At 37.8% G+C, this 22493-nt stretch carries 25 protein-coding genes and 1 pseudogene; 15 read left to right on the top strand and 11 right to left on the bottom strand.

The annotated features are described in order from the left end of the window. The first annotated feature begins 462 nt into the window (after positions 1-462). The 3 genes from cobG to PN471_RS16555 are packed head-to-tail and all read left to right on the top strand — an operon-like array spanning position 463 to position 3261. On the top strand, positions 463-1920 hold the full coding sequence (cobG, locus tag PN471_RS16565) for a precorrin-3B synthase (protein ID WP_271777787.1): 1458 nt from the start codon (positions 463-465) through the stop codon (positions 1918-1920). Between the two features lie 7 nt (positions 1921-1927). Next, entirely contained in the window at positions 1928-2554 is a 627-nt protein-coding gene (locus PN471_RS16560; RefSeq protein WP_271777786.1) for a precorrin-8X methylmutase, read from the top strand. After that, positions 2554-3261: a precorrin-2 C(20)-methyltransferase gene (locus PN471_RS16555; protein ID WP_271777785.1), complete on the top strand. Its 708-nt coding sequence runs from the start codon at positions 2554-2556 to the stop codon at positions 3259-3261. The genes PN471_RS16560 and PN471_RS16555 overlap by 1 nt, the downstream gene beginning before the upstream one ends. A gap of 157 nt (positions 3262-3418) precedes the next feature. Here the strand turns inward: PN471_RS16555 and PN471_RS16550 are convergent, their stop codons facing one another. Then, a complete protein-coding gene (locus PN471_RS16550) occupies positions 3419-4027 on the bottom strand; it encodes a (2Fe-2S) ferredoxin domain-containing protein (RefSeq protein ID WP_271777784.1) in 609 nt (202 codons plus the stop codon). 15 nt (positions 4028-4042) lie between these two features. Then, positions 4043-4300, bottom strand: a complete 258-nt coding sequence (locus PN471_RS16545; RefSeq protein WP_271777794.1) for an Asr1405/Asl0597 family protein — start codon at positions 4298-4300, stop codon at positions 4043-4045. A gap of 360 nt (positions 4301-4660) precedes the next feature. On the opposite strand from PN471_RS16545, the gene PN471_RS16540 reads away from it, so the two are divergent. The 9 genes and pseudogenes from PN471_RS16540 to PN471_RS16505 all read left to right on the top strand — a co-directional run bounded on the left by PN471_RS16540 (position 4661) and on the right by PN471_RS16505 (position 14158). Next, positions 4661-5215 (top strand): Dps family protein, encoded by a 555-nt coding sequence (locus PN471_RS16540; protein WP_271777783.1) that lies wholly within the window; start codon positions 4661-4663, stop codon positions 5213-5215. Positions 5216-5723: 508 nt separating this feature from the next. Further along, positions 5724-8981 carry a carbamoyl-phosphate synthase large subunit gene (carB, locus tag PN471_RS16535; protein ID WP_271777782.1) on the top strand — a complete coding sequence of 1086 codons (3258 nt, stop codon included), beginning with the start codon at positions 5724-5726 and terminating at the stop codon, positions 8979-8981. A 730-nt stretch (positions 8982-9711) separates the two neighbouring features. Next, a complete protein-coding gene (locus tag PN471_RS16530) occupies positions 9712-10668 on the top strand; it encodes an RNA polymerase sigma factor, RpoD/SigA family (RefSeq protein ID WP_193896216.1) in 957 nt (318 codons plus the stop codon). Positions 10669-10914: 246 nt separating this feature from the next. Beyond that, positions 10915-11259: a DUF760 domain-containing protein gene (locus tag PN471_RS16525; RefSeq protein ID WP_271777781.1), complete on the top strand. Its 345-nt coding sequence runs from the start codon at positions 10915-10917 to the stop codon at positions 11257-11259. Between the two features lie 182 nt (positions 11260-11441). Continuing rightward, the gene (gene mutT / locus PN471_RS16520) at positions 11442-11873 is read left to right on the top strand and encodes an 8-oxo-dGTP diphosphatase MutT (protein WP_271777780.1); all 432 of its coding nucleotides are present in this window, start codon (positions 11442-11444) and stop codon (positions 11871-11873) included. A gap of 20 nt (positions 11874-11893) precedes the next feature. Beyond that, a pseudogene (locus tag PN471_RS23505) lies at positions 11894-11983 on the top strand (hypothetical protein); the annotation flags it as partial. A gap of 133 nt (positions 11984-12116) precedes the next feature. Further along, complete coding sequence (locus PN471_RS16515; protein WP_271777779.1) at positions 12117-12350, top strand: hypothetical protein; 234 nt, start codon at positions 12117-12119, stop codon at positions 12348-12350. A gap of 121 nt (positions 12351-12471) precedes the next feature. Then, complete coding sequence (locus PN471_RS16510; RefSeq protein ID WP_271777778.1) at positions 12472-13560, top strand: hypothetical protein; 1089 nt, start codon at positions 12472-12474, stop codon at positions 13558-13560. Position 13561: 1 nt separating this feature from the next. Beyond that, positions 13562-14158: a hypothetical protein gene (locus tag PN471_RS16505; RefSeq protein WP_271777777.1), complete on the top strand. Its 597-nt coding sequence runs from the start codon at positions 13562-13564 to the stop codon at positions 14156-14158. A gap of 109 nt (positions 14159-14267) precedes the next feature. On the opposite strand, the gene PN471_RS16500 is transcribed toward PN471_RS16505, so the two are convergent. The 9 genes from PN471_RS16500 to PN471_RS16460 all read right to left on the bottom strand — a co-directional run bounded on the left by PN471_RS16500 (position 14268) and on the right by PN471_RS16460 (position 20471). After that, positions 14268-14519: a hypothetical protein gene (locus tag PN471_RS16500; RefSeq protein WP_271777776.1), complete on the bottom strand. Its 252-nt coding sequence runs from the start codon at positions 14517-14519 to the stop codon at positions 14268-14270. Between the two features lie 347 nt (positions 14520-14866). Continuing rightward, positions 14867-15268, bottom strand: coding sequence for a type II toxin-antitoxin system VapC family toxin (locus PN471_RS16495; RefSeq protein WP_271777775.1), 402 nt, complete (start codon positions 15266-15268; stop codon positions 14867-14869). Then, a complete protein-coding gene (locus PN471_RS16490; protein WP_271777774.1) occupies positions 15268-15561 on the bottom strand; it encodes a hypothetical protein in 294 nt (97 codons plus the stop codon). The genes PN471_RS16495 and PN471_RS16490 overlap by 1 nt, the downstream gene beginning before the upstream one ends. A 124-nt stretch (positions 15562-15685) precedes the next feature. Continuing rightward, positions 15686-16426 (bottom strand): amino acid ABC transporter ATP-binding protein, encoded by a 741-nt coding sequence (locus tag PN471_RS16485; protein ID WP_271777773.1) that lies wholly within the window; start codon positions 16424-16426, stop codon positions 15686-15688. 60 nt (positions 16427-16486) lie between these two features. Continuing rightward, positions 16487-17629 carry an amino acid ABC transporter permease gene (locus tag PN471_RS16480; RefSeq protein ID WP_271777793.1) on the bottom strand — a complete coding sequence of 381 codons (1143 nt, stop codon included), beginning with the start codon at positions 17627-17629 and terminating at the stop codon, positions 16487-16489. 20 nt (positions 17630-17649) lie between these two features. After that, positions 17650-18072, bottom strand: a complete 423-nt coding sequence (locus PN471_RS16475; protein ID WP_271777792.1) for a type II toxin-antitoxin system VapC family toxin — start codon at positions 18070-18072, stop codon at positions 17650-17652. Then, on the bottom strand, positions 18065-18331 hold the full coding sequence (locus PN471_RS16470) for a hypothetical protein (protein WP_271777772.1): 267 nt from the start codon (positions 18329-18331) through the stop codon (positions 18065-18067). Before PN471_RS16470 ends, PN471_RS16475 begins: the two co-directional genes overlap by 8 nt. Positions 18332-18392: 61 nt before the next feature. After that, positions 18393-19319, bottom strand: a complete 927-nt coding sequence (locus PN471_RS16465) for an amino acid ABC transporter permease (protein WP_271777771.1) — start codon at positions 19317-19319, stop codon at positions 18393-18395. A gap of 45 nt (positions 19320-19364) precedes the next feature. After that, a complete protein-coding gene (locus PN471_RS16460) occupies positions 19365-20471 on the bottom strand; it encodes an amino acid ABC transporter substrate-binding protein (protein ID WP_271777791.1) in 1107 nt (368 codons plus the stop codon). A 164-nt stretch (positions 20472-20635) separates the two neighbouring features. Here PN471_RS16460 and grxC point away from each other — a divergent pair, with 164 nt between their 5' ends. The 3 genes from grxC to PN471_RS16445 all read left to right on the top strand — a co-directional run bounded on the left by grxC (position 20636) and on the right by PN471_RS16445 (position 22415). After that, entirely contained in the window at positions 20636-20956 is a 321-nt protein-coding gene (grxC, locus tag PN471_RS16455) for a glutaredoxin 3 (RefSeq protein ID WP_271777770.1), read from the top strand. A 138-nt stretch (positions 20957-21094) separates the two neighbouring features. After that, complete coding sequence (tadA, locus tag PN471_RS16450; protein ID WP_271777790.1) at positions 21095-21535, top strand: tRNA adenosine(34) deaminase TadA; 441 nt, start codon at positions 21095-21097, stop codon at positions 21533-21535. A 112-nt stretch (positions 21536-21647) separates the two neighbouring features. Beyond that, complete coding sequence (locus PN471_RS16445) at positions 21648-22415, top strand: lysophospholipid acyltransferase family protein (RefSeq protein ID WP_271777769.1); 768 nt, start codon at positions 21648-21650, stop codon at positions 22413-22415. Positions 22416-22493 lie beyond the last annotated feature (78 nt).

Here is a 22493-nt window from a genome sequence, read left to right as displayed (position 1 = left end):
GCGACTAGAAGTCGCAGCTACACAGACGAAACCCACCTTCGTGGGTTCAAAAGCCTTGATTTTTCGTTAGTCCACGCAGGTGGACTTTGTTTGTGTAGTAGCGATTTCTAATCGCCGGAAACTTTTCAAACATCCTCTTACAGGCTATGAACCTTATCTATGAAATTACTACCACAATACCCACCGCTAGTAAACCTAGAAATTATTGAAATCTTTGCTTCTTCGTATCTTTGCGCGAAACACAATTCATTGACAATAGCCAAAAATACCATCTCATGGTATACTGCCAGATCTGAGAGTTAGGAAACTTCGGTTCAATTCCGGGACTGTGCCGCAACTGTAAAGCAATTTGAAATGATTGGAGTTTGAATAAACATCCCAAATCTCAAATTGAGTAAGTCAGAATGCTAACTCTAAGGTGTTCACTTCCGTTCTGTCTCTGCGTCACACAGAGAAGGGGTCATGATTTTGCAAATTCCATTTACCGCTTGTCCAGGACTATTTTATAACACAGCCGCCCAGGATGGGCTTCTTTATCGCTTGAGAATACCAGGGGGAATAATTAATTATAACCAATTTCAGGCGATCGCAGATATTGCTGATAATTATGGCAATGGTTATATTGATATTACTAACCGCGCTAATATTCAAATTAGAGAAATTAAAACCAGCATAAATGTTGAAGTTCTCAAAAAACTACAAGCATTAGGTTTAGCCTCTACCAATACCAAAATAGATCATATCCGCAACATCATGACCAATCCCACAGCGGGTATTGATGGTGAAGAATTATTAGATACTCGTCCCTTAGTCAAAATCTGGGAACAATATATTACCGCACATTCTCAACTTTGCGAATTATCGGCAAAATTTAGCGTCTGCTTTGATAGTGGAGGCAAAGTTGCTGTAAAATATCAACCCAATGATATTATATTGGCAGCGGAAATGATTAACCGTAATGTATATTTGCGGTTATATCTCAGTTATGGAGAAAAAGGACAACCAGCACAGGATACAGGAATCTTATTAAAACCAGAAGAGACAATAACAGCTTTAGCAACCTTAGCCCAAACTTACCTCAAACACATAGATACTAAAAACCGCCCCAAACTACGCTTACGAGAAATCATCAATAAGATCACAGTTAAAGAATATCTTCACCAAATCAAAGAAAATCTCAACTCAGATATATTGAATTTTACAAAAACTCCTCTCTGCGCCTCCGCGCCTCTGCGAGAAAAAACTCATATTGGTATTTATCCCCAACGCCAAACCGGATTATATTATATCGGCATAGTCTTACCCCTGGGAAGATTAGAAACTTCGCAAATTAGGGGTTTAGCTAATATTGCCAAAAGGTATGGCGATGATAATATCAGGTTAACACCTTGGCAAAACTTACTATTAACCGATATTCCCCAAAATCAAATTAGCGAAGTTGATCAACAAATTGCCAATTTAGGTTTAAACTCATCACCAACCAACATCAAAAGTTTCCTAGTAGCTTGTTCCGGTAAAAAGGGTTGTGCTGCTGCGGCCACAGAAACTAAAGATGATGCCATAAACTTGGCAAAATACCTAGAAAATCTGATGATTCTAGACTCACCTGTGAATATTCACTTTAGTGGTTGCAGTAAATCTTGCGCTCAACACACTCAAGCTGATATTACCTTACTTGGTATTATTACAGAAACCGCAAAAGCAACTTTTCCCGCTTATCAAGTGTATGTTCTCGGTCATTTACTTTATGAATATGTGACTATAGCGAAAATTCCGATTTTGATTCAAGAAATGCTGGCAGTATATCAAAAACAACGTCTAAGTTTACACGAAACTTTTGGACAATTTATTGATCGTCATAGCCATCAATTAAATCAACTATTTAGCCAAACAACACCCAATTTAACCTTTAGAACCTGAAAATATCATGTTTGATTACATCCGTGATGGTAGCGAAATATATCGTAATTCCTTTGAAATTATCCGGTCAGAGTCCAATCTCGCAAGATTCCCTGAAGATGTATCGAAAGTTGCCGTTCGCATGATTCACGCCTGTGGAATGACGGATATTGTCAATGACTTAGAATATTCATCTACAGCAGTAGCATCCGGGAAAAAAGCCCTAATTGCCGGCGCACCGATTTTGTGTGATTCTTATATGGTAGCCGAAGGTGTTACCAAAAAAAGATTACCCAAAAATAATAAAGTTCTTTGCACCCTCAATGATCCAGAAGTACCACAACTAGCCAAAAGATTAAGAAATACAAGGTCAGCAGCAGCCTTGGAGTTCTGGCGGTTTCATATAGAAGGGGCAATAGTGGTGATTGGGAATGCACCTACAGCCCTATTTAGGTTATTAGAAATGCTAGACGAGGGAGTTCCTAGACCGGCATTAATTTTGGGTTTTCCTGTTGGTTTCGTGGGTGCAGTCGAATCAAAAGCCGCATTAGCCGCAGATAGCCGCAACGTACCATTCTTAACTTTACATGGAAGACGGGGCGGAAGTGCGATCGCTGCTGCTGCTGTTAACGCCCTAGCTAGTGAGGAAGAATAATGACTAACCCCGGAGGTCGTCTTTATGGAATTGGTGTGGGACCTGGAGACCCTGAACTCATCACCTTAAAAGCCTTGCGTCTCCTCCGTTCTGCCCCAGTTATTGCTTATCAATCAGCTACAGATAAAGAAAGTATCGCCAGAAAAATCGTTTCTTCCTATCTGGATAATAATCAGATTGAGGTAGCGTTTCATCTTCCTCGGGCCTTAGAACCAGAAAAGGCTAAATCTATCTATGACCAAGAAACTCAACCCATTGCTGACCATTTAGCCGCCGGTCGAGATGTGGTGGTTATCTGTGAAGGAGATCCGTTTTTCTATGGTTCTTTTATGTATCTTTTTACCAGATTAGCTAATAAGTATCAAACGGAAGTCGTCCCCGGAGTTTCCTCACTCATGGCCTGTCCTGTCGCCCTGGGTTTACCATTTACCTATTACAATGATGTCCTCACGGTTTTACCTGCACCATTACCCAGAGAAGCCTTAATTAGCCAACTCCTAGCCACTGACGCGGCGGCTATCATGAAACTTGGTCGCCATTTTCTCAAAGTCAGGGATATTCTCCATGAATTAGGACTAGCTTCACGGGCTAGATACATTGAACGCGCTACAACAACGCAGCAACGCATATTACCTCTTGATGAAGTTGACCCTCTTGATGTACCTTATTTTTCGATGATTGTTATCCCTACTAAAAGTAAGTTGTAGTCTTCAAGGAGTTCAGGAGTCACCGAGTCAGGAGTCAGGAGTTGGGTAATTATAATTTCTTTTCCCTTGTCCGTGTCCGAGATACAGTCAGCAAATCGCAAAACCCGTAGGGGCGGGGTTTCCCCGCCCTCTTGATTGTATTTCATCCTCAAGATAACTAAACTTCAACAAGAGTGGGTATATTTTTTGCTTTGTCCTGACTTTTATCCGCAAAATGCTTATCTATCAAAACTTGTACTTGAGACGCTTGAATTTTACTATAACGAGTTTTATCGGGCATAATTAAATTAGGTCCAGCTTTACAGTTTTTCATACAGCCAGTACCTTTAATAGTGACTGAATCTTCTAAACCCCTGTCTCTTAACTCCGACTGCAAAGCTTGACACAAAGCTTTACCACCACGCTTCATACAATCAGATTTTTGACAAACTAGAATTGTTTGTGATTTAGATGATTTCGTCTTAATTTGATTCTGTGCTGCAACTATTCCCATATCAGAACTTGCAGCCATAACTCGTTCCGCTATTAATGTTACCTGATCTTTTTTGGCGTTATATTGTTTTGTTCCCACAACTTGCAGCCAGGTCCCTTTAGCTAACCGTAAATCAAAAGCACTCCGTAAATGCTTGGCTAACTTTATATAATATTCACCCTCAGAAGTCCATAACAACAGTCCTTTTAGCTTGTATCCATCCTTGATCACAAAATCTAGAAATCTGCCTTCAAAACAAAATTCTGTGACTGCTGAATTAGTAGATATACTCATAACCTATTTTTCTCACTAAAATTTTTGGTAACGACAACGCCAACAATTTTCAAGATTCCCAATCAAATCTTGACGAGAAGCAGTGAATTGTTGAATTACACTCCAAAGCTGAATAGCTGCGGTGGAATTATGTATTTCTACAATTAAAGGCTGATTAGTCTCACAGACACAAACTATATCTAATTCTTGTAAGCGTTGATAAACCTGCCAACGGTCTGCCCAACTTATATCAATAACGTGCTTTCTATCCGTGCCTAAACTAAAAGATTTCAAACGAGTAGCCCTCAAAATGCTATAAAGTTGCAGTAAAACTAGAAACTCACAGTCTAAATTTGTGATTTAGTCGGAGTTTAGCATCTTTATTTAGAATACACTAACTGAAAAATATTGTCATTAATTTTGAGAAAAATCTCATTTTTATTTGTAGAAACATATACATACTTGGAGATTTAAGTCAATGCAAATACTAAATATGTATTTTTAGATACAAAAATATCCAAAAAAAATTGATACTTGTGATTGCTAATCGTGGGGAAGTTTTTTAGATTTAGTAGCCTTGTTTTTATTTTGAAAATGCTAATATGTTAGAGGTAAGCACTGAAAAGTCATAACCTTTAAGCAAAGAGGAAAACCATGTCTGATACACAAACTATAGTACAAAACTTTGGTCAGATTTATGATAATCCTGTATTACTAGATCACAGTGTTACTGTTCCAGTAGTCGAAGGATTTAATGTTGTATTAGCTAGTTTTCAGGCATTGTACTTGCAATACCAGAAACACCATTTTGTAGTTGAAGGTGCAGAATTTAACTCACTCCATGAGTTCTTTAATACTAGCTATAAAGAAGTACAAGATCATGTCCATGAAATTGGCGAGCGCTTAAATGGTTTGGGTGGTATACCCGCAGCAAGTTTTAGTAAATTAGCTGAATTATGCTGTTTTGAGCCAGAAGTAGATGGCGTATTTTCTGCCCGGAAGATGGTAGAAAATGACCTAGTTGCCGAACAAGCATTAATTGGCGTAATTCGCCGCCAAGCTGGTCAGGCTGAGAGTTTGGGCGATAGAGGTACACGCTACTTATACGAAAAAATTCTTTTGAAAACTGAAGAAAGAGCTTATCACCTAGCGCATTTCTTAGCTAAAGATAGTTTAACCTTGGGTTTTGTGCAACCTGCTCAAAATTAAACTTTTCATAATCTCAATTTAACCAAATTAAGACTAAATAAATTTTAGTAATTGAGAAGTTTGCAAACTTAATCTTTTTGGCAGAGAGATATAAATTATCCTTTCTGCCATTTTTTAGATCAGCCATTGACAACTATTTATTTTCATTGGATATTTTCTATATCTAATCAGAAATTATTCGTAAGTTAGTCAGGCTATTTTAATTAGAAAATAATTGCAATAATAATTAAACACAGATGAACGCAGATAAAGAGAGATAAATCAATTGTCTGTGCTGCTTTACTGTTATAATCCATGACGAATAAATAAACACTTAAATTCTCTCTGCGCCTGAAGCGCCTCTGCATGAGAAAAAACGGAAAAACTAGTACCAAAAATCCCCCATTCCCATAATTCTTTCCCCTGACCATAATTAAAACCCGGAAAAGTTGATAATGAATGGCATGATGAGGGGTAAAGACCCTTAAAATAGTCAAGATTTGTATTTTTGTCATCTAAGGTAAAAACTATGCCCCGTCGTCAAGACCTCAAAAAAATTCTCCTGTTAGGTTCAGGACCAATTGTGATTGGTCAAGCCTGTGAATTTGACTACTCTGGAACTCAAGCCTGTAAAGCCTTGCGAGAAGAAGGCTATGAAGTCGTGCTGGTGAACTCCAACCCAGCGACAATCATGACCGACCCGGAAACCGCCGACCGCACCTATATTGAACCGCTGACACCAGAAATAGTGGAAAAAGTCATTGCCAAAGAACGTCCAGATGCTTTATTGCCAACAATGGGAGGACAAACCGCCCTCAACTTGGCTGTGGCCTTGGCGAAAAATGGTGTTTTGGAAAAATACAACGTTGAGTTAATTGGTGCGAAATTACCTGCAATTGAAAAAGCCGAAGACAGAAAACTGTTTAATGAGGCTATGGATAAGATTGGGGTGGCGGTATGTCCTAGTGGTACAGCCTCAACTTTAGACGAAGCCAAAGCGATCGCTCACCAAATTGGTACATATCCCTTAATTATCCGTCCAGCCTTTACAATGGGGGGGACTGGTGGGGGTATCGCCTATAATCAAGAAGAATTTGAAGAAATGGCACAGGTAGGGATTGACGCTAGTCCCGTTTCCCAGATTCTCATTGACCAATCTTTATTGGGTTGGAAAGAGTATGAATTAGAAGTCATGCGGGATTTAGCCGATAACGTCGTCATTATCTGTTCTATCGAAAATCTCGACCCTATGGGGATTCATACAGGGGATTCTATCACCGTCGCCCCCGCCCAAACCCTGACCGATAAAGAATATCAACGGTTACGGGATATGGCAATTAAAATTATCCGGGAAATTGGCGTGGAAACCGGCGGTTCTAATATCCAGTTTGCCGTAAATCCCGTCAATGGTGATGTGGTGGTAATTGAAATGAACCCCCGTGTCTCCCGCAGTTCGGCTTTATCTTCCAAAGCGACAGGGTTTCCCATTGCCAAAATCGCGGCGAAGTTAGCTGTGGGTTACACTTTGAATGAACTGCAAAACGATATCACTAAAAAGACCCCCGCTTCCTTTGAACCGACAATTGACTATGTAGTTACCAAAATTCCCCGGTTTGCCTTTGAAAAATTCCCTGGTTCTGATTCCGTCCTCACCACCCAAATGAAGTCAGTGGGAGAAGCAATGGCTATTGGCCGGACATTTAATGAATCCTTTCAAAAAGCTTTGCGTTCCTTAGAAACCGGTCGCGCTGGTTGGGGTTGTGATAAAGCCGAAAAATTGCCCAGTGGGGAACAAATTCGCGCCCAATTGCGGACTCCTAACCCAGAACGCATCTTTTCTGTACGTCATGCTATGCAGCTAGGAATGAGTAATGAAGAAATCTATGAACTAACAGCAATTGACCCTTGGTTTTTAGATAAATTGCAAGAAATTTTAGAAATAGAAAAATTTCTCAAACGGACCCCTCTCAAACAGTTGACAAAAGCGCAAATGTATGATGTGAAAAGAAATGGTTTTAGCGATCGCCAAATAGCTTATGCTACAAAAACCAAAGAAGACGAAGTTCGCACCTATCGCAAACAGCTAGAAGTTATCCCCGTTTACAAAACCGTTGATACCTGTGCGGCTGAATTTGAGGCACTAACCCCATATTACTATTCTACCTACGAAGAAGAAACGGAAGTATTACCAACAGATAAACCCAAGGTGATGATTTTGGGTGGTGGTCCAAACCGTATTGGTCAAGGAATTGAGTTTGATTATTGTTGTTGTCATGCTGCATATTCTCTACATGATGCCGGGTATGAAACAATTATGGTCAATTCTAACCCAGAAACAGTTTCTACAGATTACGATACCAGCGATCGCCTGTATTTTGAACCCTTAACCAAAGAGGACGTTCTCAACATCATCGAAGCCGAAAACCCTGTGGGGATAATTGTCCAATTCGGTGGCCAAACACCTTTAAAATTAGCCGTTCCCCTGCAAGAGTATCTCCGAACAGCAGAGAACAGTATCACCAAGATTTGGGGAACATCACCCGATTCTATAGATATGGCAGAAAACCGGGAACGGTTTGAAAAGATTCTCCAAGAATTGAATATCGCTCAACCGCCTAATGGCATGGCGAGAAGTTATGAAGATGCCTTAATAGTTGCCAAGCGCATTGGTTATCCTGTGGTGGTACGTCCTAGTTATGTGTTGGGAGGACGGGCGATGGAAATCGTTTATTCCGATACTGAGTTAGAACGCTACATGACCTTTGCTGTGCAAGTAGAACCAGAACACCCGATTTTAATTGATAAATTCTTAGAAAACGCCATTGAAGTAGATGTAGATGCGATCGCCGATCATACTGGCAATGTCGTCATTGGTGGCATCATGGAACACATTGAACAGGCAGGGATTCACTCCGGTGACTCAGCTTGTTCCCTACCTTCCATTTCCCTCTCTCCCGCCGTCCTCAACCAAATCCGTTTATGGACAGTACAACTAGCACAAGCTCTATCTGTAGTTGGGTTAATGAATATTCAATTTGCCGTAGTTGGTGCAAATAGTTATTCTCCCCAAGTGTATATTTTAGAAGCCAACCCCAGAGCATCACGGACAGTTCCCTTTGTCTCTAAAGCCACAGGGGTACAACTAGCCAAACTCGCATCCTTAATTATGTCGGGGAAAACCTTAGAAGAAGTGAAATTTACAAAAGAAGTCATTCCCTCTCATATTGCGGTGAAAGAAGCAGTTTTACCATTTAGTAAATTCCCCGGTACAGACACCATTTTGGGTCCAGAAATGCGCTCAACAGGTGAAGTCATGGGGATTGACAGCGATTTCGGTCGCGCCTTTGCCAAAGCCGAATTAGGCGCAGGGGAAAAATTACCGCTTCAGGGAACTGTATTTGTGTCCATGAGTGACAGAGACAAACCTCTGGCTGCAGATGTCATTAAGGAGTTTATTAAGTTAGGCTTTACAATCATGGCCACCCAAGGCACACGCCAAGTCCTGCAAGAACAAGGGTTAGAGGTGAAATCAGTCCTCAAACTCCATGAAGGTCGTCCTCATGTCCTGGATGCGATTAAAAATGGCAACATTCAACTGATCATTAACACACCTTCTGGTGAAGAAGCTCATGCCGATTCTAAATTAATTCGTCGCACCGCTTTAGGCTACAAAATCCCCATTATCACTACTATTGCAGGTGCTAGAGCTACAGCAGCAGCTATCCGTTCCTTGCAAAACACAACTTTGGATGTCAAGGTAATCCAAGAATACTGTCCCATGAGTTAAGCAAGTGACAGGGAACAGGGGACAGGGGACAGGTTACAGGTGACAGGTTACAGGTTACAGGTGACAGGTGACAGGTTACAGGTTACAGGTTACAGGTGACAAGTTACAGAGAACAGAGAACAGGTGACAGGTTACAGAGAACAGAGAACAGGTGACAGGTTACAGAGAACAGAGAACAGGTTACAGAGAACAGGTTACAGGAAATAGGAAATAGGAAATAGGAAATAGGAAAAATAGAGAGATTATTAAACTATTGCCTTTATTTGCCTTCTTTTTGCTGTCACCTGTCACCTGTAACCTGTCACCTCATTATTAAGCAATCGTTACAAAAAAATCATTATCGTTATCATTGAGATATTTTAACAAATATGAGGAAGCTATTTCTTCGCCAGAGGATTAGCCGTTATTCCAGGAAATGTATGCTGTTCAGTAATTTCAGAGTCTTAAGTGATCTTAACTTGCTGCCAAAGTGCGGGTTTCCCTATAGTCAACTTATTCTCATAAATGTTACAATTATTAATATTCTCAAAAACACAAAAAATGTTTGACTTGCTACTGTGTATCTAACTGTAGACACTTGTGAAAACAAGGAGACAGATGTAACGTTTGGTAGTAAATTACCTAATTTCCCCAAATATGGCAAGCCTGAGTTAATCAGGTGCGACCATCTGAACACATTATTTCGTTAACAACCCTATCGGCAAACCCACCATTACCCAAGAGTAGCGCCATGAAGACCGCTCAATCAGCCACCGACCTCGTGCGGACTTACCTGCGTGAGATTGGCCGTGTGCCACTTCTCACCCACGAAGAAGAGATTTTTTATGGTAAACAGGTGCAACGATCTACTGCCTTGCATGAGATCCGGGAAGGTCTTGCTACCCAGTTAGGTCATGAACCAAGTGTAGAAGAATGGGCAGCAGCCTCTGATATAGAAGTATCAGAATTAAATCAGGCGATCGCTGTTGGTGAAATAGCCAAACGGAAAATGGTAGAAGCCAATCTCCGTCTAGTCGTGTCCGTTGCCAAAAAGTACATTAAACGGAATGTTGACTTACTTGATCTCATTCAAGAAGGCAGTATCGGAATGCAACGGGGTGTAGAAAAATTTGACCCTACCAAAGGATACAGATTTTCTACCTATGCCTATTGGTGGATACGTCAAGCCATTACTCGGGCGATCGCTGAAAAAGCCCGGACAATTCGCCTACCCATTCATATTACGGAAAAACTCAACAAAATTAAAAAAGCCCAGCGTCAACTATCCCAAGGACTAGGACGTGCGCCCACAGTAGCGGAATTATCCCAAGAACTAGATTTAACACCCAAACAGGTACGAGAATACCTAGAAAAAGCCCGTCTACCATTATCTCTAGACTTGCGGCTAGGGGATAACTATGACACCGAACTGGGAGAAATGCTAGAAGATACAGGAGCGACACCGGAAGATTTTGTCATGCAAACTTCCCTGTCTTATGACTTAGAAAGAATGATGTCAGAACTCACACCCCAGCAAAAAGAAGTCATTAGTCTCCGCTTTGGTTTAGTAGATGGTCAATCCTTAACTTTAGCTAAAATTGGTGAAATCCTGAATATTAGCCGGGAACGAGTCCGCCAAATTGAACGTGAAGCCCTCAACAAACTTCGCAAATCTAAAGCAACTATGAATGAGTATCTTGCTAGTTAGTCAGTTGTTATTAGTTAACCGTCAGTTATTTTTCGCCTTGTGGGTGGAGTTTCCCCACCCATACTCACTCAATAGGTGAAAAACACTCCCATTTTATTACGGTTAAACCGACTCCCTCCAAAGGAATAAACTGTTAGATTAGTGGACATGAATTATATAATAGTCAACTAGATCGAATAAGCAATAACTACAAGTTATTCCAGTCACAAACACCGTCGTTAGTAGTGGCAGTACAGGAGGTCAAACGTGAGTAACAAATCTAATCGAGTATCAGAATTTTTTAATAGTGAGTCGGAAACAAGTAATTTATTATGGCAATATGTTAAATCATTAAGTCCAGAAACAGTTAATCAATTATCTAAACCAACTTCTACAGAAGTTTTGCAGGTAATGGAACGGAATATTATTGGACTTTTAGGAAATCTCCCTTCCGAACAATTCGGGATTACTATTTCTACCAGTCGGGAAAACTTAGGTCGCTTATTAGCATCCGCGATGATTAGCGGCTATTTTTTACGCAATGCAGAACAAAGAATGGGCTTTGATGTAGTTATGCAAGGAATAGAAGCCAATACTAGCGAAGTTGAGTAATGTTTTTTTAGGAAAATTATCAAAATAAATATCAACTCGGTAGAATTACTATATTTCTACCGAGTTTTGTTATGATTGACTGGTAATTGGTAATTGGAAAGAAAGAATTTATTCCCTATTCCCTATTCCCCATTACCTATTCCCTATTCCCTATTCCCCATTACCCGTTCCCTGTTCCCTATATGAATGAAAGTATTTCTTCTATTCCTCATAAAATTATTGGTGTTGCTGTTATTTGGAATGACCAAAAACAGATATTAATTGATAGACGCTTACCTACAGGTGCAATGGGTGGTTTGTGGGAATTTCCAGGTGGAAAAATTGAAGTTGGTGAAACTATTCAAGAATGTATTAAACGAGAAATTTCTGAAGAATTGGGCATAGAAATTGCCGTTGGAGAACATTTAATTACTATTGATCATACCTATACTCATTTACGAGTAACTTTAACAGTCCATCATTCTCAGCATTTAGCAGGTATTCCCCAAGCCATAGAATGTGATGAAATTCGCTGGGTGAGTTTAGATGAATTGGATAATTTTACCTTTCCAGAAGCGAATGGAGAAATTATCACAGCTTTGAGAAAATATCACAATAAAAATCTGCAAAGTTAGAGTCATAAACTCAAGAGTTATCAGGTGAAAATTTAGATGAGCTTTCGGAAGCACTTTTGGATTTTTCACAACCTGATAATTTGGTAATTTCGATAGAGAATCAAAGTTAAAATATTTTCTCACGCAAAGAGGAAAAGATATTTTTCATGAGTCGGTTTTAACCGACTTTTGCTTTTAGACAGGGAATTTATTCCCTGGCTGTCTTATATCTAGTATAATAGATAATGATTAGCGGTAAAAACTATGACTCAATTACTTGAAGAAGCCATTAAACAAATAAAGCAACTTCCTGAAACCGAACAAGATATAATTGCTAGACTCATCCTTAAAGCATTAGAAAATAATTTAGTTGAGGAAAGTTTATCTGTTATTGATGACAGTGATACTTGGACAGAAGAAGATCAAATTGATATTACATCTTTTTCTTTACAATATTCTGCTTCGATATTTCCAAAAAGTGAGGAAATAGCAAAGTGACATTTAATTCTGGTGATGTAGTATCTAATTGTATTAAATTATATTGCAATTTAGATAAAATCATTGACAGTGGCTTTTTTTTAGATTAAATATGTTATTGGAAATTTAATTATATAAAGATATGTCTAACGACGGCAGAGAAACAACTTTTACATTTAAACGGTTATCAAGTGAATTTAATAACCTTGAAGGGTATTATAATTTATATAATGATAGATTAGCTAGTCAATTAAAAGAACTAAATTTATTAGGAGGAGACCGAACAGCAGAAAATAAAGTTTATGATCAAGCAAAAATTTTCATCTACAAAAAATGGTCATTTACAGTTAGTTTTCTACAAATGTTAAATGCTTGGCAGTGGTTTTTTGCTGGCATATTGTTAGAAAGAAACTCTTATTTGACTACTCAAGCTATGCAAATGTATTATTATACTATTTTCTTTTCTTGTGGGTCTTTTTTATCTGCACATTTTAAAGGAAATTACACCCTAGCAGATATAAAAACACTAAAAGAAGCAAATATAAAAAATCAAAATAATGAAATTACTAAAAAAGTACGCAATGAAACATTAAGAGTATTAGAATTGATGGGTCAAGATACGGAAAGCTACTTATCATCAATTAATGATAATCAAAATATAGAAGAAATTATGGAATCAGCTAGAAGAGAAGTTTGGTTGGTTGATGATGAGACAGATGGCAATTATATTTATGTAGCCAAAAGAAACAAGAAAAAAGGGGGCGAGCATGAAGTAAGAGCAAAATGGTATTATGATGTTTTTAATGGCTGGGAGTCCAAGGTCAAAATTTTATATCCAGATGTTCGCTGCTTTAATGAGAATGAGGATGATAAGAAGTTTCATTCAGATAGGCGGAATATGTTTACTTATTCTATCCAAATGATGGCAGACGAGCTATGTAGTTTGGATGAAGATATAAGATTAACAAATGAACAGATAATTTGTTTATGGCAGCGAAAATCATCTGATTTAACTAATAGATATCCAGAAGCATTTTGGGCGCTGGAACATATAAAAGTTGTAGTTGATTTGCATACAAAACTATTAGAAGGATATAACAAAGATGATTCACCATATACTGAAGTACAAGAACATTTGTTAAAAAATCTTTGTGAACATCATAAAAGAACTGGTTTAGTTGAAGTGCTAAAGGTAGCAATGCCAACGATTTTGGAAAAAATAGGAATTTAATATGAAACACAATCTCAATTATTTCACTTCTCTAAAGAATATTACAATTATATTGGCGTTAATTGTATTTTCTAGTATTACAGGTTGTTCTTCAACTGATAGATGTGAGTTCCTACGAGATTATTCTGAAAAAAGAGCTTGCCAAGAGCATAATACAGTAGAAATCTGGACTAACTTAGTTTCATTTGGGTTTCTTGGATATGTCGGATACGTACTATTCACTAAACCAGCTTGGTTCTGTAGATTAATTTACTCTACTAAACAAAATCTAGATTCAAATCAACAGGCAAAAGAACCCATAATACAAGCACTTAATGAGCTTGTATTATTGACCGGAGGATACTTTGATGGCAAAAAGTATATTTATCAAGAAGTTCGACTTCAAGATAGGAAAAGAGTTATTGAATTATGTCAATTTATCTTAGAAAACGAAAATCCTCAAGAGAAATCAGAAGGATTAAATATTATAGCTACTGAACTAGAGAAAAAAGGAAAAGACTTAAAATCTATAGATGAATTACGTCAAGCTGCTGAATTTAATATCAACCTTGGACAATCAGTTAAACAACTATTAGAACAAGTGAAATCGTCACAATAAATCATAATGTTTTATTATGTATTATTTCTGGGTAATTTATGAGGAAATACTGAATAATTTCCTTAATATTAGCTGTGCAAACATAAAGTTCCTATTTGACCATAACCTATCACCTACATTTTACACAAAGACCAGATTCCAGATCATTAGTTTTCGCCAAACAACAAGAACATATTTGAAAATAATCTGTATGTCCTTCTAAAATTTCCCCCGGATTACAATCATCTTCATAACGAGCTAGTTTGACAATTTCTTCAATCAGATTTTGCCTCTCTTCTTGATCCAAATGATCAAAACAATGCTCACGTTTCAAAATTGTAATCACTTCATTTAACATATAACTTCCGCTATGATTTGACATACAATTTACTCCTATTGAAAAACTGAGAATATCACATTTATTGTATCATAGTACAAATATACTTGTAAATCCTGTAAACAATTTTTATGAATGTAATTTTAAATACCATATATACGGTTAACCTAGCGATGTCTATGGGTAAAGAACATTATCAAATCTTCCCAATATTTGGACATCGTTAAACCTGCATTTAGATCCCCGACTTCTCTGATAAATTATTATTAATTACCAAAGATTAAATTAAGAAGTCGGGGATCTTTGTCCTGAATTAAATCACCTTAGTAAACAGTAGGTTAGGTTGAATGAATAAAACCCAACACTATTAATTAAAACCCACGCTACTAACTTTAAGGTATATTAGATGAATAAAAACTGAGGTTAGGGTAATTTAAAATTGCCTCATCTTCAGTCATAATAGTTAAACTATGTTCTAAAGATTGACAAATAATTAAACGATCAAAAGGATCTTTATGTATCATTGGTAATTTAATCAACTGTTTAATAGTATTCTCCTTAATATCCAAAATTTTAATTAAATGATCACTTCTTTTTTGAGGAAGATAAATTTCTGGTGATTCAGGAAAACTTAGTTTACCTATTTGATATTTAATAACACATTCCCAAATAGAAACTACACTCAAGAATACCTGATTGTTAGAATTAATAATAGCTTGAGATTTATCCTCACTGAGACGAGGATCTTTACTAATTAACCAGAGAAAAATATGAGTATCTAAAATAATATTCATTATCCTGCAAATAATTCTAAAATCTCATCAGGTAAAGGTTCATTAAAATTGTCTGGAACTGTAAATTCACCCTTACACAAACCAAGAGGACGAGTTTTATTTTCTTGACGATAATTTTCTAAAATCTGTTCAATCTCTTCATTGGTTAAAATATGACTAGATGAAACAATAGATTGTGATTGTTCTGAATTTAAAAAAGTAACAATTACCTTTGTTTTATGAGGAATATCATCAGGTTTTTCCCGTAATCGAATTTCTCCTTGATCATAAATTCCTTCAATGCTTTTTAACATGATTTTTACTCCTTATTAGAGATCAGAAAGTTTTTTCACACTAAACCAATATTTTCCATTTTAGCATACCACAGGAATATTTAACCCTAAGTCTGATGCACCCTATCAAGTCAATTCAATCACCCTAAAGAATTTGTGATAAAAATTTCCTGGTTCTTTCTTCTTTGGGATTAGTAAAAAAGGTGTCGGGGGTAGAAGATTCAACTAACAAACCGCTATCCATTAATACAACTCTATCAGCAACTTCTCGCGCAAATCCGACTTCATGGGTAACAACTACCATTGTCATTCCGTCATTAGCCAGATTTCGCATTACGTCTAAAACTTCTCTTACCATTTCTGGATCTAAAGCTGATGTCGGTTCATCAAATAACATAATTTTCGGTTGCATTGCTAATGCACGTGCTATGGCTACTCGTTGTTGTTGTCCACCGGATAATTGTCCGGGATATTTTTGTGCTTGTGCTAAAATTCCCACTCTTTCTAATAATTGCATTGCTAATGCTTCTGCTTTAACTTTGGATATTTTGCGGACATATATTGGTGCTAAGGTGATATTTTGTAAAACTGTTAAATGGGGAAATAAGTTAAATTGTTGAAATACCATTCCCACTTCTCGCCGAATTGTTTCAATATTTCTTAAATCATGACTGAGGATAATTCCGTCAATGGTAATAATTCCTTGTTGATATTCTTCTAAGGCGTTAAATGTTCTAATAAAGGTTGATTTTCCTGAACCGGATGGTCCCATTAAAACAACGACTTCTCCCCGTTCTACGGTTAAACTGACACCTTGGAGGGCATGAAATTTACCATACCATTTGTGAACATCTTCAGCAATAATTATCGGGTTTGATTCTGTCATATATTCCTTTTGTGTAGTTTAAGATTTTAAAAATGTTGGGTTTCCTTGCGTCAACCCAACCTACGATGTTAATTGTTTTTCTAAGTTTTTAGCAGCTAAGGACATTGAATAACAAAATAGCCAATAAATCAAACCGATAAATAAATATACTTCTGCATATCTTCCTAAAAATTGCGGTTGTGCTAAGATAGAACGTGCCATTCCTGTTAACTCTACTAATCCTACTAATGATAAAAGAGAAGTATCTTTAAATAAACCAATAAATTGACCAACAATTGCGGGAATAACTGCGCGTAAGGCTTGGGGTAATATGACTAATATGAGTAATAAAGGTGTATTTAATCCTAGTGCTTTTCCGGCTTCTATTTGTCCTCTGGGAATTGCTTGTAGTCCTCCGCGCACGTTTTCAGCCATGTATGCTGCACTAAATAATATTAGTCCCACAATACCTCTGAGTAATCTATCTAAACGTAAATCTGCTGGTAAGAATAAGGGTAACATGACTTGGGCTAAAAATAGAATCCCAATTAATGGTAATCCTCTAACGATTTCAATATAAAGAATAGAAAACCACCGAACTACAGGTAAATTACTGGTTCTTCCTAATGCGAGTAAAACTCCTATGGGGAAGGAAAGGACAATACTAATTATTGCCATTAATAGGGTAAGTAATAACCCATTCCATAGGTTTGTAGATACAGGTTGTAATCCTAAACCACCACCAATTAACCAGATAATTAGGGGACAAGATAATAGCCAAGTTAGCGAAAGCCAAGGTGTAATGATTTGAGTAAATTTTTGACCAATTATCAAACCTGTAACTATTAAACCTGTAATTAATAATAACCATAAACGGCTTGTTAATGGTGTGGGTAAAATAAACAATAAAATCCCAATAACAGCATAAATTAGAGAATTGCGTTTTGTAAATATGGCTGTTTTGGTAAATGCACCCGCTGTAATTGCGGTTAACGTTGTAGATATTCCTAATACAACCCAAATTCGCCAATATAAACTTTGAGGAAATCTTCCTACTAAAAATAAGTGTAAATTAACTTGGATTACTTGCCATTGTGCTTTCGTAATTAACCAAATTGTCAATCCTTGAACTAACCAAAATAGAAATATAAGACAAACAACAGTGAGTAAACTATTGTACCAATTATTAAAGAGATTTTTTCTTAACCAAGTTAGTTTAATCATCATAGAAATGTCAATCTAAATTAAGGTAAAAATATGCGATTAAATGGTTGTTTTCGATAGCGACGATAAATATTGAAGTCTTTGTCTAGAGTGGCAATGGCAGAAATGTTTAATCTTTCAGAAATGGCAATAAGTGATAAATCGGTAAAATCTGCGGGTAAATCTTGATAAATTGTGTTAAGTTCTTGGATTCTTTGATAGTCTGATGGCAGTAAATGTTCGCATAAGAAAATTCTTATTGATAAAGCACATAAGAATTCGTTCTGCACTTTTGTATTTGGCGCAAGTAACCACATCACTTCTGTAACACAGGCAATTGTTGTGATGAGTTGACTAGTACAAGTGCTAAAAAAGCTAACAACTTGTTGGTGATACTTGTCTTTACGATCATAGAAGGCCACAAGAATTCCAGTATCAATTAAAATCAGGGGATAATTATTCATGAGTTCTTGTTTGATGTCTTGCTTGAATTCTGTCAGCGATCGCTTTTTTACGTACATCTCTATCTGACAAATCTCCTGATCCTTCTAGTAAGAATTGTGGATAACCACCCATTCGTTCTAAAACTGTTTTAGCCGAAGTTGGATAATTGTTAACAGGTGTTTCCAATGATGAGATAAATTGTAAGACAAGTGGGATTTGTTGATCACTAAGATTAGCGATCGCTTGTAAGAGTTCTTGGTGTAGATTGGTGGAGTACATGGTGATTAATTTATGTTCTGATGATTACAATTTTAGCAAATGGGACTCATAATTTAACGATTTATCTTTCCTTAATTTGCACAGAACGATTAAATAAATTCATAGTGAAAGAAATTATCAAACTCAAAGTCAGATAGGTGATCATAATTAACAACATTACTTCTACAGCTTTCCCAGTTTGGTTAAAAGTGGTAGAAGCTACGAAATAAATATCAGGATAACCGATAGCGATCGCTAAACTGGAATTTTTGGTTAAATTGAGATATTGACTGGTTAATGGGGGAATAATCACCCGCAAAGCTTGGGGAAAAATCACCAATCGCATTGCTAAACCTGGGTTTAACCCCAGAGATTTGGCTGCTTCTAGTTGTCCTTTCGGGACTGATTGAATCCCCCCCCGCACAATTTCCGCAATAAACGCACCTGTGTAAAAAGTTAACCCCAATAATAAACTAGAAAATTCTGGAGATAAGGTAAACCAAGGAAGTTGAATCCCGTTTTGGCTAAAGTTAACAAAACCCAATAAGGAAAGTTTATTTTCAGCTTTGGGAAAACTCAAGAAAACTGCAAAATACCAAAATAGCAATTGCAATAATAATGGAGTATTCCGAAAAACCTCTACATAAACCAGACTAATTTTCCTCACTAACCAATTATCTGATAATCTTGCAATTCCCGCAGTAATTCCCACAATTGTGGTGAGGAAAATTCCCATTATTGCTATTCTTAGAGAATTAACTAATCCCACTAATAAAGCATAATTATAAGCATCCGTTGGTTTGTAGTTAATGAGAGTTTCCCCAATATCAAAAGATGCTTGTTGCTTGAGAAAATTAAATCCAAATTGAATGCCTAATTGCTGTAAATTTCGTCTGACATTTCCCCAGAATATAACAACTATAACTACTGCTAAAAATACAAAAATTAGCTGGATAGCATTTTGCCAAAAGCGATAATCACGCCACAAAGGAGGTTTTGAATTGGTCATTAGTTAGTTGTCAGTTGTTAATAGTAATAACTTTCTTATGCTTCCTTAGCGGAAAGGTGGAGAATAGAGTAATCCTCCTTTTGAGGAAATTTGATTTTGTCCCCGGGGGAGATTTAGTTTTGTTTTTGCTCCCAAATTGCGATCATAAATTTCGCCATAGTTACCAACGTGCTTAATTATTTTGGCAGCAAAATCTTTTGTTAAACCAATTCCTTCACCCAGATTCCCTTCTGTTCCTAAAAAACGTTTAATATCGGGATCTTTACTATTAGCAAACCCTGCTAAATTTTGAGAATTAATTCCTAATTCTTCTGCTTTCACTAAAGCATAAACAGTCCATTTGACTATATCACTCCACTGAGTGTCACCCTTAGCAACTGCTGGCGCTAGAGGTTCAGAAGAAAGAACATCATCTAAAATGATATTATCGTCTGGTTTAGGTAGGGTTGTCCGTCGAGAAACCAGCGCAGAACGGTCTGTGGTGACAGCATCACAACGTCCTTCTGCGTAAGTAGCAAAGGTGATATTCACGTCTTCAAAAACAACGGGTTTATAAGTAATTCCCCGTTTTCGCATTTGGTCTGCTAAATTTTGTTCGGTGGTAGTTCCAGTTTGCACACAAATGGCTTTGTCTTTCAGGTCTTTGATAGATTTAATATTGCTATTTTTACGCACCATGACAGCTTGACCATCGTAAAATACCACAGGGGCAAAATCTAAACCCTGGGAAGTGGCACGGCTAAAAGTCCAGCTAGTATTGCGACTGAGAATATCTACCTCTCCAGATTGTAAAGCGGTAAATCGTTCTTTCGCGCTGAGATTGCGATATTCTACCGCATCTGGATTATCAAATACTGCTGCTGCAACCGCCCGACAAATATCAACGTCAATGCCGCTATATTTGCCGTCAGTGCCGACAAAACTAAATCCTGGTAGTTCCCCGCTAACTCCACAAATAAGCTGTCCACGACTTTTAATGCGATTCCAGAGAACGCGAGTAACTTGTCCTTGGGGGGTGGTGAGGGGATTTTGTGTATTGGGATTATTTTGTGGTTGATCATTACAGGCACTCAGAATTAAGATTAAAGGGGCGATCGCTAAAGGCATCCCTATTCCCTGTAAAATTGCAGATAATTTACTAAATTTCATCATTGTTTTTTTCCAAGAATCTTCTTTGGATGTTTCCATACAATTGAAACATTTATTGATACTCGTGGCAAATATATCTTCTTAGGAGTACCACTAACGGCGCTCCAGCTATTAAACTGGATTTCTGTAGATGAGATTTAATAACAAAAAACCTCTTAATTAAGAATATGCTAAATTTTCTCAACTCTCTCCTCGGTCGCCACCCAGAGCGAATCAAAGCAAATGTTGAAATTTATACTTGGCAAACTTGCCCCTACTGCATTCGCGCTAAAATGCTACTATCATGGAAAGGTGTTAATTTCACCGAATACAAAATTGACGGTGACGAAACAGCTAGAGCAAGTATGACAGAACGCGCCGACGGTCGCCGTAGCGTCCCCCAAATTTTTATTAATAATCAACATATTGGCGGTTGTGATGACCTGTATCAATTAGATGCAAAAGCTCAACTTGACCCTCTGTTATTTCAGGTGACAGGTGACAGGTGACAGGTGACAGGTGACAGGTTACAGGTTACAGGTTACAGGTTACAGACAAGAGAGAGAATTAATGACAACTGACAACTGACAACTGACAACTGACAATTCATGCTTGAACACCCAGAATATTTACAATATCGAAAGTGGATGAATCACGCTCTAGAATTGGCACGGGTGGCGGGTGATGCTGGTGAAGTTCCTGTGGGGGCTGTGATTGTTGATATGAATAATCAATTGGTTGCTGTGGGTGAAAATCGCAAAGAGCGAGATCAAGATCCGACTGCACACGCAGAAATTATGGCGATTCGGGCTGCTAGTCAAGTTTTACAAAGTTGGCGCTTGCATCAATGTACTTTATATGTCACTCTAGAACCCTGTCCGATGTGTGCCGGTGCGATAGTTCAGGCGCGATTAGGAAAATTGGTCTATGGTGTGGACGATACCAAAACTGGTGCTATTCGTACTGTTATTAACATCCCTGATCACCCAGCCTCTAATCACCGAGTGAAAGTGGTGGGGGGTATTCTAGAATCAGACTGTCGAGAACAATTACAAAATTGGTTTGCTACCCAACGTCAAAGAAAATAACAGACACAGATAAAACTGTCCAAATGGGAAAACACAAGTTACCCAAGAAAATATACGGTGGACATAATCAAGTTTGTGTCATCTTTTATTCACCAAAAAATCAGCCACCGTCATGATCAAATCATACCTTGCTTCTACTAACCGCCATTCTCAAACTAGAAATACGCCTGTAAATACATCGGCGCTTCCGAGTACCTCAAGGGTTTCGCCTTGGTTAATCCGTGTTGCTTATCTTCTGGGACACTACATGGTTTTGCCATCTTTCTTTGGGCGTATTCAGGTGACGGGAAGAGAAAATGTTCCTAAAAGTGGACCTGTGATTCTTGCACCTACCCATCGTTCCCGTTGGGATTCCCTGGTTTTGCCCTACGCTACTGGTCGTTGTGTGACGGGTAGAGATATGCGATTTATGGTAACGAGTAATGAATGTCAAGGGTTGCAAGGTTGGTTTGTGCTGCGAATGGGTGGTTTTCCTGTGAATATTGAACGTCCAGCGATCGCAACTCTCCGGCATACGGTAGAGTTAATGCAGCAGGGGGAAATGTTGGTTATTTATCCCGAAGGTGGTATTCATCGTGATGGTCAACTTCATCCCCTCAAGCCGGGAATCGCTCGTTTAGCTGTGAATGCTGAATCTACCTATCCAGGATTAGATATTAAGGTTATCCCTGTCGGTATCCACTACAGTGAACCCTATCCTAATTGGGGTGCTGATGTGAATGTTCATATTGGTGAACCTATCAAAGCCGCAGATTATATGAATGGAAATTTAAAACTAGAAGCCAAAAGGCTGACAGCGGATTTAACCCATAAATTAAAACAATTAAGTCATCAAGAAGTAGAAATTAGCGATCGCATTTTTGCAAAAATTCATAATTAAAATCAGGTAGGGGCGCTGGGCTTGCGCCCATTCATAAGTTACAATCAGGAAAATTCCTCCCCTAGTTCCCATTACTTA

The sequence above is a fragment of the Aphanizomenon sp. CS-733/32 genome, from assembly GCF_028330045.1.
Classification (GTDB): Bacteria; Cyanobacteriota; Cyanobacteriia; order Cyanobacteriales; family Nostocaceae; genus Dolichospermum; species Dolichospermum gracile.
This window is presented reverse-complemented; position numbering and strand designations above follow the sequence as displayed.

What these genes read in the sequence shown, in the direction of transcription:
- cobG (WP_271777787.1), top strand. Translation starts at nt 463, where the DNA reads ATGATTTTGCAAATTCCATTTACCGCTTGTCCAGGACTATTTTATAAC.
- PN471_RS16560 (WP_271777786.1), top strand. Translation starts at nt 1,928, where the DNA reads ATGTTTGATTACATCCGTGATGGTAGCGAAATATATCGTAATTCCTTT.
- PN471_RS16555 (WP_271777785.1), top strand. Translation starts at nt 2,554, where the DNA reads ATGACTAACCCCGGAGGTCGTCTTTATGGAATTGGTGTGGGACCTGGA.
- PN471_RS16550 (WP_271777784.1), bottom strand. Translation starts at nt 4,027, where the DNA reads ATGAGTATATCTACTAATTCAGCAGTCACAGAATTTTGTTTTGAAGGC.
- PN471_RS16540 (WP_271777783.1), top strand. Translation starts at nt 4,661, where the DNA reads ATGTCTGATACACAAACTATAGTACAAAACTTTGGTCAGATTTATGAT.
- carB (WP_271777782.1), top strand. Translation starts at nt 5,724, where the DNA reads ATGCCCCGTCGTCAAGACCTCAAAAAAATTCTCCTGTTAGGTTCAGGA.
- PN471_RS16530 (WP_193896216.1), top strand. Translation starts at nt 9,712, where the DNA reads ATGAAGACCGCTCAATCAGCCACCGACCTCGTGCGGACTTACCTGCGT.
- mutT (WP_271777780.1), top strand. Translation starts at nt 11,442, where the DNA reads ATGAATGAAAGTATTTCTTCTATTCCTCATAAAATTATTGGTGTTGCT.
- PN471_RS16515 (WP_271777779.1), top strand. Translation starts at nt 12,117, where the DNA reads ATGACTCAATTACTTGAAGAAGCCATTAAACAAATAAAGCAACTTCCT.
- PN471_RS16510 (WP_271777778.1), top strand. Translation starts at nt 12,472, where the DNA reads ATGTCTAACGACGGCAGAGAAACAACTTTTACATTTAAACGGTTATCA.
- PN471_RS16505 (WP_271777777.1), top strand. Translation starts at nt 13,562, where the DNA reads ATGAAACACAATCTCAATTATTTCACTTCTCTAAAGAATATTACAATT.
- PN471_RS16500 (WP_271777776.1), bottom strand. Translation starts at nt 14,519, where the DNA reads ATGTCAAATCATAGCGGAAGTTATATGTTAAATGAAGTGATTACAATT.
- PN471_RS16495 (WP_271777775.1), bottom strand. Translation starts at nt 15,268, where the DNA reads ATGAATATTATTTTAGATACTCATATTTTTCTCTGGTTAATTAGTAAA.
- PN471_RS16490 (WP_271777774.1), bottom strand. Translation starts at nt 15,561, where the DNA reads ATGTTAAAAAGCATTGAAGGAATTTATGATCAAGGAGAAATTCGATTA.
- PN471_RS16485 (WP_271777773.1), bottom strand. Translation starts at nt 16,426, where the DNA reads ATGACAGAATCAAACCCGATAATTATTGCTGAAGATGTTCACAAATGG.
- PN471_RS16480 (WP_271777793.1), bottom strand. Translation starts at nt 17,629, where the DNA reads ATGATTAAACTAACTTGGTTAAGAAAAAATCTCTTTAATAATTGGTAC.
- PN471_RS16475 (WP_271777792.1), bottom strand. Translation starts at nt 18,072, where the DNA reads ATGAATAATTATCCCCTGATTTTAATTGATACTGGAATTCTTGTGGCC.
- PN471_RS16470 (WP_271777772.1), bottom strand. Translation starts at nt 18,331, where the DNA reads ATGTACTCCACCAATCTACACCAAGAACTCTTACAAGCGATCGCTAAT.
- PN471_RS16465 (WP_271777771.1), bottom strand. Translation starts at nt 19,319, where the DNA reads ATGACCAATTCAAAACCTCCTTTGTGGCGTGATTATCGCTTTTGGCAA.
- PN471_RS16460 (WP_271777791.1), bottom strand. Translation starts at nt 20,471, where the DNA reads ATGATGAAATTTAGTAAATTATCTGCAATTTTACAGGGAATAGGGATG.
- grxC (WP_271777770.1), top strand. Translation starts at nt 20,636, where the DNA reads ATGCTAAATTTTCTCAACTCTCTCCTCGGTCGCCACCCAGAGCGAATC.
- tadA (WP_271777790.1), top strand. Translation starts at nt 21,095, where the DNA reads ATGAATCACGCTCTAGAATTGGCACGGGTGGCGGGTGATGCTGGTGAA.
- PN471_RS16445 (WP_271777769.1), top strand. Translation starts at nt 21,648, where the DNA reads ATGATCAAATCATACCTTGCTTCTACTAACCGCCATTCTCAAACTAGA.